Here is a 15155-nt window from a genome sequence, read left to right as displayed (position 1 = left end):
TGTTGCCCCCGGTGGGGGTTGGCGAAGCGACACGAAGTGCGCGAAGCCTGGGGGCGAGCCTATTCTCCGAACCGGTATTTCAGCTGGAAGGTGATCGCGCCGTACAGCCGGTTCTTGATGGTCGGCACGTAGGCGATGTTGAGGCCCCAGTTCTTGCCTTCGATGGCAGCCACCGGAAGGATGGCCGGGAACCAGTTGCCGTTGCGGTAATTGGGGTAGCCGTCGAAGCCGCCCACCACGGCGCCGAACTTCACGCCGTAGAACTCGACTGGCAGCACATACAGACCCACGTAGTTCGACTGCCGGCGATCGCTGTTGCGGAAAGTGCCAGCCGTGAGACGGTAGGTGTCGTTCAGCGGGTACTCGAAACCCAACCCCTGGTTGACGTTCTCCAGGCCCTTGCCACTGTCGAAGTGCGCCGAATAGAAACCCGGGTTGATCCAGATGTTCTTCGGATCGAAGGAGGACTGCGCAGTTGCCAGGCCGGGTAGAAGAAGAGCAAGAAGAGGAATGCTCAGCACCGGCAACGTGCGCAGGGGGTTCATGGGCTAGGGCGTCCTGAAGATTTGTCTTGCGGCTTCGATGGTGGCGGCGATGTCGTCGTCGCTGTGGGCTGCGCTCACGAAGCCTGCTTCGTAAAGCGCGGGGGCAATATACACGCCGCGATCGAGCAAACCGTGAAACAGCGCATTGAATTTCGCGTTGTCGGTTGTCATCACGGTGGCATAGTTTTGCGGCAGGTCCTTCATCAGGAAGAAGCCGAACATGCCGCCTTCGCTGTCGGCATTGAAGGGCTGGCCTTCGGCCGCGGCGGCCGCCTTCAGGCCATCGACCAGCGTGCGCGTTTTCTTGCCAAGCGCTTCGTAGAAGCCGGGCTTTGCAATTTCCTTCAGCGTGGCAAGACCACATGCCGTGGCCACCGGATTGCCCGACAGCGTGCCGGCCTGGTAGACCGGGCCTAGCGGCGCGAGCTGTTCCATGATCGCGCGCGGGCCACCGAAGGCCGCGAGCGGCATGCCGCCGCCGATGACCTTGCCGAGCACCGTGAGGTCGGGCTTGATGCCCAGCACGCCCTGTGCGCCGTGCAGGCCCACGCGAAAGCCGGTCATCACTTCATCGAAGATCAGCAGGGCGCCGTGTTGCGTGCAGAGCTCGCGGCAGCGCTTGGCGAACTCGGGCGTGGCGCGCACGAAGTTCATGTTGCCGGCAATGGCTTCGATCATCAGGCAGGCGATGTCGCTGCCATGCAGGGCGAAGGCTTCTTCGAGCTGCTGCAGGTTGTTGTACTCGAGCACGATGGTGTGCTGCACCACCTCGGGCGGCACGCCGGCTGAGGTCGGGTTGCCGAAGGTGGCGAGGCCGGAGCCGGCCTTCACCAGCAATGCGTCGGCGTGGCCGTGGTAGCAGCCCTCGAACTTGACGATGCTCTTGCGGCCGGTGGCGCCGCGCGCCAGGCGCAATGCGCTCATCGCGGCTTCGGTGCCGGAACTCACGAGCCGCACCATCTCCATCGACGGCACCAGCGCGAGGATGGCCTCGGCCAGTTCGATCTCGCGCTCGGTCGGCGCGCCGTACGAGAAGCCTTCGAGCACGGCCTTCTGCACCGCCTCGACCACGGCAGGGTGGCCATGGCCCAGGATCATCGGACCCCAGGAGCCGATGTAGTCGATGTAGCGCTTGTCGTTGGCGTCCCAGAAGTAGGCGCCCTGCGCGCGCTGGATGAAGCGGGGCGTGCCGCCCACTGCCTTGAAGGCGCGTACGGGCGAGTTGACGCCCCCGGGGATCACGGCGCGGGCGCGCTCGAAAAGAATGTCGTTGCGGTCGGTCATCAGTGTCGGGTGTCGTGTGGGGGGAGGGCGAAGTCCGGCGCGGCGTCCGGGTCTTCATCGTCTTCGTCGTCCTCGGGCTCGGCCCAGAACAGGCGGTCGGGCAGCACGTGGCCCATGCCGGGGCGGAAGCCCGCGTCGAGGCAGCGGTCCATGTAGGCCAGCGCCTCGGTGGTCGCGGCCACGAGGTCGGTGCCGCTCGCCAGCAAGGCGGCCAGCGCGGCCGACAGGGTGTCGCCGGCGCCGGCGAAGACGGCTTCGAGCCGTTCGTACTTCTCGTTGGCGAGCACCGACTGCGGCGAGGCCAGAACGTTGTCGATGAACTGCTCGGGCAGCACCATGCCGGTTACCAGCGTATAGGGCACGCCGAACTCGCCGGCGGCCTTGGCAATGTCGCGCGCACCGGGCGGACGCTCGCCGTTCCAGTCCGGAAGCAGCCAGCGCCACAGAGTACTGTGGTTTCCAACCAACACCGTCGTTTGAGGCAAAACCAGCTCCCGAAAAGCGTCCAGATAGGGCTCGATCAGGTTCTCGTCCCACCACGAAAGGTTGGGCATGTAGGCCACCACGGGCACCTCGGGATAGTCGGCGGCGGTCTCGGCGATGGTGCTCAGGGCCTCGGGGGTGCCGGCAAAGCCCACCTTGATCAACTGGACTTCCACGTCCTCCAGGATGGCGCGCGCCTGCTCGGCGATGGCCTCCTCGTCGAAGGGAAAGTGGTCGAAAATCTCGGCCGTGTCCCTGGCGTAGGCGCCTGTGACGACGGGCAGGACGTGTGCGCCCACCGACGCCATGGCGAGGGCATCGGCGCCCAACCCGCCCGCACCGCTGGGGTCGCTGGCGTTGAACACCAGCACGCAGGGGGGATTCAGGTCGCGCTCGGCCAGCTCGCCTTCATCCTGCGAGGGGTCGTTAAGATCGCCCGGTTTGCGGGTTTTGTCTGCTGGAAGTAAGTAGATGGTCATACGCCGGGCGGAATCCCCTGGATGGTGGCATAGGCGCGACGTTTACCGTCTGCCAGTGAGATACGCATAGATACACTCGTTGCATTTAATGAACAAGGACTTTAAGCTCCGATGAATACGAAAACTTGGATGTGCCTGATTTGTGGGTGGATCTATGACGAAGCGGTTGGTGTACCGGAAGACGGCATCGCGGCAGGCACGGCCTGGGCCGATGTGCCGATGAACTGGACCTGTCCTGAGTGCGGTGCGCGCAAGGAAGACTTCGAAATGGTTGAAATCTGAAAGCATGGCATAGATAGAGCTACGCGGTCTGCGTCGATGTTCGGCGCGGCGGGCTTCCAAGTCTCATGAGCAGGAGCGTTTGCAATGGGCCCGAATGGATCAGGTTACAAGGTGCTTGTCATTGACGACAGCAATACCATCCGGCGCAGTGCCGAGATTTTTCTGAAGCAGGGTGGGCACGAGGTTCTTCTTGCGGAGGACGGCTTCGACGCGCTCTCCAAGGTTAACGACCACAAGCCGCATCTGATTTTCTGCGACATCCTGATGCCGCGGCTCGACGGCTACCAGACGTGCGCCATCATCAAGCGCAACGCCCATTTTTCCAACGTTCCGGTCGTCATGCTGTCTTCGAAAGACGGTGTATTCGACAAGGCCCGCGGCCGTATGGTCGGATCGCAAGACTACCTGACCAAGCCTTTCACCAAAGACCAGCTGCTGCAGGCCGTGCAGCAGTTTGGCATCGTTCAACAGGAAGTGCAGTAATGCCTATTCGCAAAATCCTCGTCGTCGACGACTCCAAGACGGAACTGGTGTTCCTGACCGACCTCCTCCAGAAGAACGGCTTTGCCGTCAAGACGGCTGAAAACGCCGACGACGCCATGCGCCGCCTGGAAGAAGACCACCCCGACCTGATCCTCATGGACGTCGTGATGCCCGGCCAGAACGGCTTCCAGCTCACGCGCGCCATTGCCCGCGACCCGAAGTACGCGGCCATCCCGATCATCCTGTGCACCAGCAAGAACCAGGAAACCGACCGCGTCTGGGGCATGCGCCAGGGCGCACGCGACTACATCGTGAAGCCGGTCAACGCAGCCGACCTGATGTCCAAGATCAGCGCGCTGAACTGAGCGAAAGCCTGCCGAGTCCATGGCGAATCGCGATGCTCTGAGAGCCTTCCAGTCCCGGCTGGCGAGCCGCCTGCAGGCCGCTCGCACGACGGGCGTGGCTGCCACGTGGCTGGCGGTCGAGGCGGGCGAGGGCAAATACCTCTTTCCGCTGGGACACGCCGGCGAGATCTTTCCCTGGACGCCGCCACAGCCCGTGCCCTACACGGAGCCGTGGTTCCTCGGCGTTGCCAACCTGCGCGGCGGCCTCTATGGCGTCGTGCAGCTGTCGGCATTCGCCTCCGGCGTCCCGGTCGCGCTGGCCGCCACCGAGGCGGCGCGCATCCAGTCGCGGCTCGTTGCTTTCAACGAGCTGCTCGAAGTCAACTGCGCATTGCTGGTCGATCGACTGGCGGGGTTGCGGGGGGCGGAGGCCTTCACGGCGTCCGAGCCTCCTGGCGCAGAAGCACCTGCCTGGCATGGGCATCTGTTTACCGATGCAGCGGGGGAGCGCTGGCAGGAAGTCAACCTGCAAGCGCTTTCGCAGCAACCCCAGTTTTTGAGTATTGGTGCGTAGTGCTCCCGCACGCCGTACCGGAAACCATCTGAAGGACCGACCGTGAGCTCGATCGCCGACAAGTTCAAGAAATTACTGCCCGTGAACAACGGGAACGACAAGGCCCGCGTCGATGGCTCCGGTTCCACGATATCGCTTGACGATGTCGATACCGTCCAGGTTCCGGACGAGAAAACCGTGCGCCTCGCCAGGAAAGGTGCCGTGACCACGGACACCAGCTTCGGCGAGCTCGACCTGCCGGGCGGCGGCGGCGACGCCGCCAACGAGCCGGGCGCCACGGTTGCCGAAGCGGTGCCCGACACCACCGGCGGCCGCGCGGGCTCCAACCCGGCGAGGCAGCAGCGGATCCTGGCCATCCTGCTGGCCGTCGTGGTGCTGTTGCTGCTGCTGGTTGCCGGCTCCGCCATTCTTCGCGCGGAACGCCTGGCGCAGCAGGTGGCGGCCACCGGCCAGTCGCTGATGCAGTCGCAGCGTCTTGCCAAGTCGATCTCGCAGGCCCTCGTCGGCAGCGCCTCGGCGTTCGTCGAAGTGAAGGACAGCGCCGACGACCTCTCGCGCCGCGTGCAGGGCCTGACCAACGGCGACGACTCGTTGCGCCTGGAGCGCGTGGGCAACCAGTACGACGAGGAGATGAACAAGATCAATCCTCTCGTCACCCGCGCCGACGCCAGCGCCAAGGCCGTGCTGGCCCAGCGCCAGATCCTGACGCAGGTGGGTGCCGCTCTGCGCGACATCAACCAGCAGTCGTCCACGCTGCTCGAAATGACGGAAACCGTCGCGTCGCTGAAGATGCAGCAGAACGCCACGCTGCCTGAAATCTCGGCCGCCGGCCAGCTCGTGATGCTGACGCAGCGCATCGGCAAGTCGACCAACGAGTTCTTCACGGTCGAGGGCGTGAACCCCGACGCCGTGTTCCTGCTGGGCAAGGACCTGAACACCTTCCAGGAAACCACCCGCGGCCTGCTCGACGGCAACGCGCAGCAGCGCTTCCCCGGCTCGAAAGACCCGCAGACCCGCCAGCAGCTCGAAGCCATCCTGAAGACCTACGAGCAGATGCGCACACAGGCTTCGGCCATTCTGGGCAACCTGCAGGGCCTGGTGGCGGCGCGTGAAGCGCAGGCTTCCATCCTGACCGACAGCGAGCCGCTGCGTAAGTCGCTCGGCGACCTGCAGGAAAAGCTCTCCGCACGCACCGGCCTGGGCGCCGGCACCATCGTGCTGCTGTTCGTGCTGTCGCTGGCCGCCCTGGCACTCGCTGGCGCCATCGGTTTCGTGCAGGTGCGCGAAGGCCGTGAACGTGCCGCCGTCGCCGAACGCGAACGTCTGGCTGCCGAACAGGCTTCCGACGAAGCCGGCCGCGTGAACAACGCCAACCAGGCCGCCATTCTTCGGCTGATGAACGAACTGCAGACAGTGGCCGAAGGCGACCTGACGCAGGAAGCAACCGTGACCGAGGACATCACCGGCGCCATCGCCGACTCGGTGAACTACACGGTGGAAGAACTGCGACTGCTGGTGGGCAACGTGCAGAACACGGCCACCCGCGTGGCGCAGACGACGTCGCAGGTGGAAAGCACCTCGACCGAGCTGCTGGCCGCCTCGACCGAACAGCTGCGCGAAATTCGCGAAACCGGCCAGTCGGTGCTGACCATGGCCGAGCGAATCAACGGCGTGTCTACCCAGGCGCAAGAGTCCGCCACGGTGGCGCGCCAGTCGCTGCAGGCTGCATCCTCGGGTCTGCAGGCCGTGCAGAACGCCATCGGCGGTATGAACTCCATCCGCGACCAGATCCAGGAAACCTCCAAGCGGATCAAGCGCCTGGGCGAATCCTCGCAGGAGATTGGCGAAATCACCGAGCTGATCTCGGACATTACCGAACAGACGAACGTGCTGGCCCTGAACGCCGCCATCCAGGCCGCATCGGCCGGTGAAGCCGGACGAGGCTTCTCGGTGGTGGCGGAAGAAGTTCAGCGACTGGCCGAACGCTCCGCAGACGCCACGCGCCAGATCTCGGCGCTGGTGAAGGCGATTCAGACCGACACGCAGGATGCCGTGGGCGCCATGGAGCGCTCCACGCAGGGTGTGGTCGAAGGGGCCAAGCTGTCCGACAACGCGGGTACCGCGCTGTCCGAGATCGACCGCGTGTCGCGCCGACTCGCTGACCTGATTGAGCAGATTTCGCAATCCGCCTCCCGCGAAGCCGATTCGGCCAACGTGGTGGCCGCGAACATCCAGCACATTTTTGCCGTGACGGAACAGACCGGAGAAGGTACGCGCACCACCGCTCAGCAGGTGCGCGAACTGTCGCAGATGGCCGAAGAACTGCGTCGTTCGGTGGCTCGTTTCAAGATTGCCTGACCCACAAGATAGATAAGAACGGCGAGCACCCAACGTGTCGATTCAAACCCCTGCCACGGCCCCCCTCGCCGGCAATGTGCCGGCCACCGAAGACCTCGGGCCGCTGGCCTGGGTGCTGGGAGAAATCCAGAAATCCCTCGACGGTGTAGGCAAGTCGCTGCGGCGCTTCGTGCGCGACGTGGACGCTGCAGCCGAGCCTGAGGCCGGCCCGCTGCAGATGGCCCGCCAGCAACTGCACCAGGCCGTTGGCGCGCTCCAGATGGTGGGGCATTCCTCGCCCGCGCTGGTGCTCGGCGCCATCGAGTTCGCGGTGCAGGGCTTCATCGCCGAACCGCAGCGCTGCACCGACGCCGCGGTGGTCAAGATCGAGCGTGCCGGCTTTGCCGTCACCGATTTCCTCAACGCCCTGCTGGCCGGCAAGCCCGTGTCGTCGGTGGCGCTGTTTCCCCAGTACCGCGACGTGCTGGAGCTCGTCGGCAACGAGCGCGTTCACCCGGCCGACCTGTGGAGCACCGCCTGGCGCTGGGTCGAGGTCAAGCCCGCGCTGACGCAGGCCGCCATCGCCTATGACCCGGCCGTGCGCTCGAAGCTCGACCGCGAAGTGCTGCAACTGGTCAAGACCGGCGACGTGCAGGCCGCCCGGCGGTTGCATGCGCTGTGCCTGGGGCTCGGCCGCGGCGCATTGCTGCCCCGCGTCGCCAGCTTCTGGACCCTGGCCGCCGGCTTTTTCGAAGCCCTGGCCACCGGGCTGATCACGCCCGATTCCTACGTCAAGCGCGCCGCCTCGCGCGTGCTGCTGCAGTACGCCACGCTCGCGCGCGGCGACAGCCTCGTGTCCGATCGCCTCGGGCAAGATCTGCTGTTCTTCTGCGCGCAGGCCGTGCCCACCGCCAACGACGACGCCGCCACGCTGCGCACCGTGCGCAGTGCCTGGGGCATCGCCGGCGAACAGCGCATCGACTACACCGTCGAGCAGTTCGGCCGCTTCGATCCGCTGGTGCTGCAACAAGCGCGCAAGCGTATCGAGACCGCCAAGGAAATGTGGTCGGGCCTCTCGGGCGGCGACATCACCCGCACGCGCCAGGTGGCCGACACCTTCGCGCAGCTCGGCGAATCGCTGCAGAAGCTGCACCCGCCGAGCCTGCCGATGGTGCAGGCGCTGACCCATTCGGTCGAAGCCTCCGTGCGTTCCGGCCAGGCCCCGGGCACCGAACTCGCGATGGAAGTCGCCACCTCGGTGCTCTACCTGGAAGCCGCGCTCGAAGACCTCGACCCGAGCGATCCGCAGCTCACCTCGCGCACCCTGCAGCTGGCGGGCCGCATCGAACGCGTGCGCGCGGGCGGCCATTCCGAGCCGCTCGAGCCGTGGATGGAAGACCTCTACCGCCGCGTGAGCGACCGCCAGACCATGGGCACCGTGGTCGACGAGCTGCGCAGCCACCTGAGCGAACTCGAGAAATCGCTCGACCAGTATTTCCGCCGCCCGGCCGAAAAGGGCCTGCTGCGCACCGTGCCGACGCAGCTCCTGCAGATGCGCGGCGTGTTCTCCGTGCTCGGCCTCGACCAGGCCGCGCTCACCGTTCAGCGCATGCGCGACGACGTCGAGGCGATGCTCGTCAGCACCTCGCCGGCCGAAGAAATGGCCGGCTTCGACGCGCTGGGCAACAACCTCGGCGCGCTCGGTTTCCTGATCGACATGCTGGGCTACCAGCCCGCATTGGCCAAGCGCCTGTTCGTGTTCGACGCCGAAGCCGGCGAACTCAAGCCGCTGATGGGCCGCCAGGCCACCGACAGCACTGCTGCCGACGGCGCCGCCCCGAGCCCGGCTCCGGTCGCCCAGGCCGTGCTCAGCATCGAGGAAGTCGACGCACAGATCGCCTCGAAGCTCGCCGCGCTCGCCACGCCCAACCGCAAGGCCAAGGTTTCGCCGATCGAGGAGTTCAGCAGCAAGGCCGACAGCTGGACGAACAAGATTTCCGGTCCGTCCGCGCTGCCCGACACCGAAGTCACCGAGCTCGAAGAAGACGACCTGCAGAACATCTTCCTCGACGAAGCCCGCGAGGTGGTGCAGAACGGCCTGGCCGCCATCGCCGAACTCGCCAGCTACCCGGACGACACCGAAGAACTCACGATCCTGCGTCGTGCCTTCCACACGCTCAAGGGCAGCTCGCGCATGGTCGGCCTCACCGACTTCGGCGACGCCGCCTGGTCGCTCGAACAGGTGCTCAACACCTGGCTGGCCGACCAGCGTGCCGCCACGCCGGAACTGCTGTCGGCCACCGAACGCACGATGAAGGACTTCAGCCAGTGGGTCGAGGCCATTGCCTCGGGCTCCGCACACGGCTGGCAGTCGGCACCGTTCAGCCGCGTGGCCAACGCGCTGCTGGCCGGCGAGCCCGTGCCCCCGCCGGTGCGCGTGGCCGATGCGGAGGCCCTGGCGGTCGCCGCGCGCCACATCGCGGCCGAAGCGCCTCATTCCGCGCCAGCGCCGCTCGAAGTTGCGGCGCCGGTGGCGGCGCAGCTGCCGCCCCTGCAACTGCCCGATCTGCCGGACCTGTCGCTTACCTCGGAAACTCCCGCACCAACACCGGCTGCGGCGCCCGAGGTGCCGTTCGAAACCGTGGCATGGCAGGAGCCCGAGAAGGTAGCCACGCCCGAGCCCGACGACGATTTCGCATCGACCGACTTCATCGATTTCGAAGCGAAGCAGACCACCGAGCCTGCAGCGCTGGAAGCCTTGCCGAGCGGCGAGGAGTTCGATTTCCTGGCGCCCCCTGCGAAGACGCCTGCCGCCGCCGAGCCGGAGCCGGCAGGGCCCGCTCCAGTCATCGAATCGATCGAAGCCACCGTGCCGACCACGGCCGGCCTGCCCGACCTGGACTGGGAGCCCGAGCCGCTGCCCGTGCAGGCTGCTGCCGTTGTTGCAGCCGAGCCCGAAGTCATCGAAGCCGCGGCGCTGCCGCTGCACGAAGAAGAGCCTGAAGAACCGATCGCCGCACCCGAGCCGCAACCAGTGGCCGAAGCAGAGCCGGAGCCCGAGCCCGAACTGCCCCCCCCGGCGGTTGCCGAAGAAGTGCTCGTGCCCATCTTCGAAGCACCCCCGGTGCCCGAAGAACCACAGATCCTCGTTGCCGACAAAGAAACAGAAGCAGAAGCGCCCGAACCTGTCGTGGCCGCTGCGCCAGCTGCGCAGCAGGAAAGCGCCGAAGACCAGGTCAAGGTCATCGGCCCGCTGCGCATCGGCATCCAGCTCTACAACGTCTACCTCAACGAGGCCGACGAATGGTCGCGCCAGCTCGCCACCGACGTCGGCGAATGGGCGCTCGAATCGCACGAACGCCTGCCCGACTCGACCGTTGCGCTGGCCCATTCGCTGGCCGGCAGCTCGGCCACGGTCGGCTTCCACAGCCTGTCGGGCATGGCCCGCCTGTTCGAAGCCGCGCTGCAGCATCTGCAGATGCAGGGCAGCGGCACGCGTGAGCAGGGCATGGTGCTGGTGGCCGCGGCCGACGAGCTGCGCCGCCTGCTGCACCAGTTCGCCGTCGGCTTCCTGCGTGATCCGGCCGAAGGCACGCTGCAGGCGCTGCGCGACATCGCCAATTCGCCGATGCCGACCGAAGTTGCCATGCGCGCCGAAGTTCGGCCGCTGCAGCAGGTGGTGGTCAGCGATTCCGTCGCCGACGTGGCGCTGGACGATTCCGAAGACGCCATCGACCTGGCCGACGCGGTCGACGTCGACCTGTTCCCGATCTTCGAGGAAGAGGCGGCCGAACTGCTGCCCCAGCTCGGCGAGGCGCTGCGCCAGTGGGCGCATCACCCCGACGACAGCGCACCGCGCGCCTCGGTGCTGCGCACGCTGCACACGCTCAAGGGCAGCGCACGACTGGCCGGCGCCATGCGCCTTGGCGAGCGCGCGCACCGCATGGAGTCCGAGATCGAAGTCCTGGGCTCCCAGGGCGCGGAACGGGCCGACATCGAAAAGCTGCTGACGCGCCTCGACGCCCTGCAGGCCACCTTCGACGCACTGCGTGCGGCCGACGATGCCACGCAGGTCGAGCTGGCCCAGATCGTGGCCGCGGCCACCGCGACCGCATCCGCCGCCCAACTGCTGCAGGTGGCGCCCGAAGCCGGCGTGCCGGCGAACGACGAAACCGCCGCCCCCGTGGCGAGCCTGGAAGACGAAGAATCCGTCGCTGCCGCACCGGCCGCACCCACGACGCTGCAACCGCGCCCTGCGCCCGCACTGCTCACGCCCCTGCGTGCCGCAACGGGCCAGGCCGTACGCATCCGCACCCAGCTGCTCGACCGCCTGGTCGCGCAGACCGGCGAGGTCATCATCACGCGTTCGCGCCTGGAGGCCGAGCTGGGCCAGCTGCGCGGCTCGCTGTCCGACCTCACGGGCAACCTGGACCGCCTGCGCCAGCAGCTGCGCGACATCGAAGTGCAGGCCGAAAGCCAGATGCAGTCCCGCCTGGCGCAAGCCAAGGACTCGCAACAGGGCTTCGATCCGCTGGAGTTCGACCGCTTCACCCGCGTGCAGGAACTCACGCGCATGATGGCCGAGTCGGTGAACGACGTGGCCACCGTGCAGCGCACGCTGCAAAAGACGGTGCAGGCGACGGAAGACGACCTCAGCGTGCAGGCGCGCCAGACGCGCGAACTGCAGCGCGGCCTGCTGCGCACGCGCATGGTGGAGTTCGAAGGCATCTCCGACCGCCTCTACCGCGTGGTGCGCCAAGCCTCGAAGGACACCGGCAAGCAGGTGCGCCTGGATATCGTCGGCGGCTCCATCGAAATGGACCGCGGCGTGCTGGACCGCATGACGCCCGCCTTCGAGCACTTGCTGCGCAACTGCGTGGCCCACGGCATCGAGGATTCGGCCGCGCGCGAAAAGGCCGGCAAGGATGCCAGCGGCCTGATCGTCATCGACCTGCACCATGAAGGCAACGACGTCTCGGTGAGCTTCCGCGACGACGGCGCCGGCCTCGACAACAAGCGCATCGCCGAGCGCGCCCGCGCTCTCGGCCTGCTCGGCCACGACCAGGAACTGTCGGCCGAAGAAGCCACCGAGCTGATCTTCAAGCCCGGCTTCTCGACGGCGGGCCAGGTCTCCGAACTGGCCGGCCGCGGCATCGGCATGGACGTGGTGCGCGCGCAGATCGCGGCGCTCGGCGGCCGCATCGAAACGCATAGCAATCCGGGCCAGGGCACCACCTTCAAGCTGGTGCTGCCGCTGACCACCGCTGTGACGCACGTGGTGATGCTGCGCGCGGGCGAGGTGTCGATCGGCGTGCCGTCGAACCTGGTGGAACTGGTACAGCGCGTGGGCGGAACCGACCTCGAGGCCGCCTACCTGCACAACAGCCATCCCTTCGGCCACGAACAGGTGCCGTTCTACTGGGCCGGCGCGCTGCTGCAAGCCTCGACCCGCAGCGAGCATGCGGGCGCCAAGAACAACACGATCGTGGTCGTGCGAAGCGCCGCGCAGCGCGTGGCCCTGCACGTGGACGAAGTGCTGGGTAACCAGGAAGTCGTGGTCAAGAACCTCGGCCCGCAGCTCGCGCGGCTGCCCGGCCTGGCCGGCATCTCGGTGCTGGCTTCGGGCGCGGTGGCGCTGATCTACAACCCGGTGGCGCTGGCCGCGGTGCACGGCGAACAGGCGCGCGAGCGCCAGGCCGCTGCGCTGGTGGCGCCGGCGCATGCCGCATCGGCCATGGCCGGGCAGGGCGCGCCGCAGGAGCCGTTGCCGGTGCTGGCCCCGGTGGCACCGCAGATTCCGCTGGTGCTGGTGGTGGACGACTCCATCACCGTGCGTCGCGTCACGCAGCGTCTGCTGCAGCGCGAAGGCTATCGCGTGTCGCTCGCGGCCGACGGCCTGCAGGCGCTCGAACGGCTGCAGCAGGAGCGCCCGGCGGTGGTGCTGTCGGACATCGAAATGCCGCGCATGGACGGCTTCGACCTGGCCCGCAACATCCGCGCCGACGCCGCATTGGCCGAGCTGCCGATCATCATGATCACCTCGCGCATCGCCGAGAAGCACCGCGACTACGCGCGCACGCTGGGCGTGAACCACTATCTCGGCAAGCCGTACTCGGAAGAGGAACTGCTGCGCCTGGTGCGTGCGTACACCAGCGAGTCGACGACGCTGGCGGCCGCCGCCTGACGCGCGGTTTTCAGGCAGCGATCAGGGAAAGGGCCTTCGGGCCCTTTTCTTTTTCTATTTCTGCAGCGCCTTCGCCCGCGCCACTCCGTAGCGCTGCAGCGTCTTCTCGCGCGCTTCGGCGTGGTCCACCACCGGCTTCGGGTACGTCTCGCCGAGCTTGATGCCCGCCGCCTCCAGCTCCACCGGCGACGCCGTCCACGGCGCATGGATCGCCGCATTCGACAGCCCTGCCAGCTGCGGCAGGTAGCGGCGGATGAACTTGCCCTCGGGGTCGAAGCGCTCGCTCTGCGTCACCGGGTTGAAGATGCGGAAGTAGGGCTGCGCGTCGCAGCCGCTCGAACTGGCCCACTGCCAGCCGCCGTTGTTCGAGGCCAGCTCGAAGTCATTCAGGTGCAGCGCGAAGTAGGCCTCGCCCCGCCGCCAGTCCAGCCCCAGGTCTTTGCACAGGAAGCTCGCCACCACCATGCGCAGGCGGTTGTGCATGTAGCCGCTCTGGTTGATCTGCAGCATGGCCGCGTCCACCAGCGGGTAGCCGGTGCGGCCCTGGCACCAGGCGTCGAACAGCTGGTCGGCGTGCTTGCCGTGGTGCCAGGTGATCTTGTCGTACTCGGGCCGGAAGCTCTTCGACTCGCCGCCCCGGTGCACGTGCGGAAAGTGCACCAGGATCTGGAAGTAGAACTCGCGCCAGATCAGCTCGCTCAGCCAGGTCGTCGCCCCGGCGTTGCCCTGCAGCGAGAGCTGGTGCGCCAGGCTGGCCATCTGCCGGATCGACACCGTGCCGAAACGCAGGTGCACGCCCATGTAGCTGGGCCCCCGCACCGCCGGAAAGTCGCGCGCCTCGTGGTAGCGGTCGATGCGCTCGAAGAAATCCTCGAACAGCAGGCCCGCGCCGCGCGTGCCCGTGGGAATTTCCAGCGCCGAGAGGTTGCTCTTCTCGAAGCCGATCTCCCGCAGCGTCGGCACCGGCTCCCCGTAGGCCTGTGGCGAGGGCGCCAGCGCGTCGGCGTGGCTGCGCACCGGGTACGACTTGAGGAAGAACGCATCGACTTTCGCCAGCCAGGCCCGCTTGTAGGGCGTGAACACCGTGTAGGGCTGGTCGGTCTTGGTCATGACCTCGTCGCGGTCGAAGACGGTAGAGTCTTTGTAGGTGTGGAAGGCCACGCCGGCATTGGCCAGCGCGCCGAACACCTTGGCGTCGCGCTCCAGCGCGTCGGGCTCGTCGTCGCGGTTGGCAAATACCGCCTGTACGCCGAGTTCGCGTGCCAGCGCCGGAATTTCCTGCACCGCCGCGGCATGCCGCACGATCAGCCCGCCGCCCAGCGCGCGCAGCTCTGCCTCGAGCTCCACCAGCGATTCGCGGATGAATTCGACCCGGCGGTCGACCGTGGGCAGGGCGTCGAGGATGGCCTTGTCGAACACGAAAACGCAGACCACCTGGCGGCAGGCCCGCAGCGCGCGATACAGGGCCGCGTTGTCGTCCACCCGGAGGTCTCGGCGGAACCACATGAGCCCTTTGGGATAGGTCTTGTCAACGGCCAGTAAAATCGGAGGCATATGGCCGCCGATTCTGCCCCGATGAACCTTACGCATCACTTTTTGATAGCGATGCCCGGGATGGAAGACAAAACTTTCAACCGCAGCGTCGTGTACCTCTGCGAACACAGCGAGCGCGGTGCGCTCGGCCTGGTAATCAACAAACCCAGCGACATCAACCTGAGGGTGCTGTTCGAGAAGATCGAGCTCCATCTGGCCCGCCCCGAGCTGGGCGAAGCTCCCGTCTTCCAGGGCGGCCCGGTGCAGACCGAACGCGGCTTCGTGCTGCACGAGCCGGTCTTCACCCAGGCCGAGAAGCCCGAGGAATCGGTCTACGCCTCGACCATGACCATTCCCGGCGGGCTCGAAATGACCACCTCCAAGGACGTGCTGGAGGCCCTGGCCACCGGCGCGGGCCCGCGCAAGGTGCTGGTTTCGCTGGGCTATGCGGCCTGGGGCGAAGGCCAGCTCGAGTCCGAACTGGCCGAAAACAGCTGGCTTACCGTGGGCGCCGACCCGGCCGTGATCTTCGACACCCCGATCGAGCAGCGCTACGACAGGGCGCTGCTGCTGCTGGGCCTCGAAGCGTGGAAATTGTCGCCGGACGCCGGACACGCATGAGCGCAG

11 protein-coding genes are annotated in these 15155 nt (G+C 66.8%); 7 read left to right on the top strand and 4 right to left on the bottom strand.

Going from position 1 to position 15155, the window contains the following annotated elements; translation table 11 throughout:
* Positions 1-59: 59 nt before the first annotated feature.
* Genes AC07O3_RS22790 through thiD form a run of 3 tightly spaced genes read right to left on the bottom strand, consistent with a single transcriptional unit; the run spans position 60 to position 2791 of the window.
* Positions 60-545 (bottom strand): hypothetical protein, encoded by a 486-nt coding sequence (locus AC07O3_RS22790; protein ID WP_093078477.1) that lies wholly within the window; start codon positions 543-545, stop codon positions 60-62.
* Positions 546-548: 3 nt separating this feature from the next.
* The gene (gene hemL, locus AC07O3_RS22785) at positions 549-1829 is read right to left on the bottom strand and encodes a glutamate-1-semialdehyde 2,1-aminomutase (RefSeq protein WP_093056634.1); all 1281 of its coding nucleotides are present in this window, start codon (positions 1827-1829) and stop codon (positions 549-551) included.
* Positions 1829-2791, bottom strand: coding sequence for a bifunctional hydroxymethylpyrimidine kinase/phosphomethylpyrimidine kinase (gene thiD, locus AC07O3_RS22780; RefSeq protein ID WP_093056633.1), 963 nt, complete (start codon positions 2789-2791; stop codon positions 1829-1831). The genes hemL and thiD overlap by 1 nt, the downstream gene beginning before the upstream one ends.
* 111 nt (positions 2792-2902) lie before the next feature.
* Between thiD and AC07O3_RS22775 the strand changes: the two genes are divergently transcribed.
* From AC07O3_RS22775 to AC07O3_RS22750, 6 genes are all read left to right on the top strand, one after another.
* Positions 2903-3073, top strand: a complete 171-nt coding sequence (locus AC07O3_RS22775; RefSeq protein ID WP_007838397.1) for a rubredoxin — start codon at positions 2903-2905, stop codon at positions 3071-3073.
* A gap of 84 nt (positions 3074-3157) precedes the next feature.
* Complete coding sequence (locus AC07O3_RS22770; RefSeq protein ID WP_021012487.1) at positions 3158-3556, top strand: response regulator; 399 nt, start codon at positions 3158-3160, stop codon at positions 3554-3556.
* Complete coding sequence (locus tag AC07O3_RS22765) at positions 3556-3921, top strand: response regulator (RefSeq protein WP_093056632.1); 366 nt, start codon at positions 3556-3558, stop codon at positions 3919-3921. The genes AC07O3_RS22770 and AC07O3_RS22765 overlap by 1 nt, the downstream gene beginning before the upstream one ends.
* Positions 3922-3940: 19 nt before the next feature.
* Complete coding sequence (locus AC07O3_RS22760) at positions 3941-4474, top strand: chemotaxis protein CheW (protein WP_093056631.1); 534 nt, start codon at positions 3941-3943, stop codon at positions 4472-4474.
* Positions 4475-4516: 42 nt separating this feature from the next.
* On the top strand, positions 4517-6832 hold the full coding sequence (locus AC07O3_RS22755; protein ID WP_097197960.1) for a methyl-accepting chemotaxis protein: 2316 nt from the start codon (positions 4517-4519) through the stop codon (positions 6830-6832).
* A gap of 34 nt (positions 6833-6866) precedes the next feature.
* Positions 6867-12995 (top strand): hybrid sensor histidine kinase/response regulator, encoded by a 6129-nt coding sequence (locus AC07O3_RS22750; RefSeq protein ID WP_495340395.1) that lies wholly within the window; start codon positions 6867-6869, stop codon positions 12993-12995.
* A gap of 54 nt (positions 12996-13049) precedes the next feature.
* On the opposite strand, the gene AC07O3_RS22745 is transcribed toward AC07O3_RS22750, so the two are convergent.
* On the bottom strand, positions 13050-14549 hold the full coding sequence (locus AC07O3_RS22745; RefSeq protein WP_495340394.1) for a cryptochrome/photolyase family protein: 1500 nt from the start codon (positions 14547-14549) through the stop codon (positions 13050-13052).
* On the opposite strand from AC07O3_RS22745, the gene AC07O3_RS22740 reads away from it, so the two are divergent.
* Positions 14550-15149, top strand: a complete 600-nt coding sequence (locus AC07O3_RS22740) for a YqgE/AlgH family protein (protein WP_093056627.1) — start codon at positions 14550-14552, stop codon at positions 15147-15149.
* The last annotated feature ends 6 nt before the right edge of the window (positions 15150-15155 follow it).

The organism is Variovorax sp. GW821-FHT09D05 (assembly GCF_059416325.1).
Note: the sequence above shows the minus strand (reverse complement) of the source record. Positions and strands in the feature narration are given on the sequence as shown.

Excerpts from the sequence above, each read along its gene's own strand:
- AC07O3_RS22790 (WP_093078477.1), bottom strand. The coding sequence starts at position 545 with ATGAACCCCCTGCGCACGTTGCCGGTGCTGAGCATTCCTCTTCTTGCT.
- thiD (WP_093056633.1), bottom strand. The coding sequence starts at position 2,791 with ATGACCATCTACTTACTTCCAGCAGACAAAACCCGCAAACCGGGCGAT.
- hemL (WP_093056634.1), bottom strand. The coding sequence starts at position 1,829 with ATGACCGACCGCAACGACATTCTTTTCGAGCGCGCCCGCGCCGTGATC.
- AC07O3_RS22740 (WP_093056627.1), top strand. The coding sequence starts at position 14,550 with ATGGCCGCCGATTCTGCCCCGATGAACCTTACGCATCACTTTTTGATA.
- AC07O3_RS22775 (WP_007838397.1), top strand. The coding sequence starts at position 2,903 with ATGAATACGAAAACTTGGATGTGCCTGATTTGTGGGTGGATCTATGAC.
- AC07O3_RS22745 (WP_495340394.1), bottom strand. The coding sequence starts at position 14,549 with ATGCCTCCGATTTTACTGGCCGTTGACAAGACCTATCCCAAAGGGCTC.
- AC07O3_RS22765 (WP_093056632.1), top strand. The coding sequence starts at position 3,556 with ATGCCTATTCGCAAAATCCTCGTCGTCGACGACTCCAAGACGGAACTG.
- AC07O3_RS22760 (WP_093056631.1), top strand. The coding sequence starts at position 3,941 with ATGGCGAATCGCGATGCTCTGAGAGCCTTCCAGTCCCGGCTGGCGAGC.
- AC07O3_RS22770 (WP_021012487.1), top strand. The coding sequence starts at position 3,158 with ATGGGCCCGAATGGATCAGGTTACAAGGTGCTTGTCATTGACGACAGC.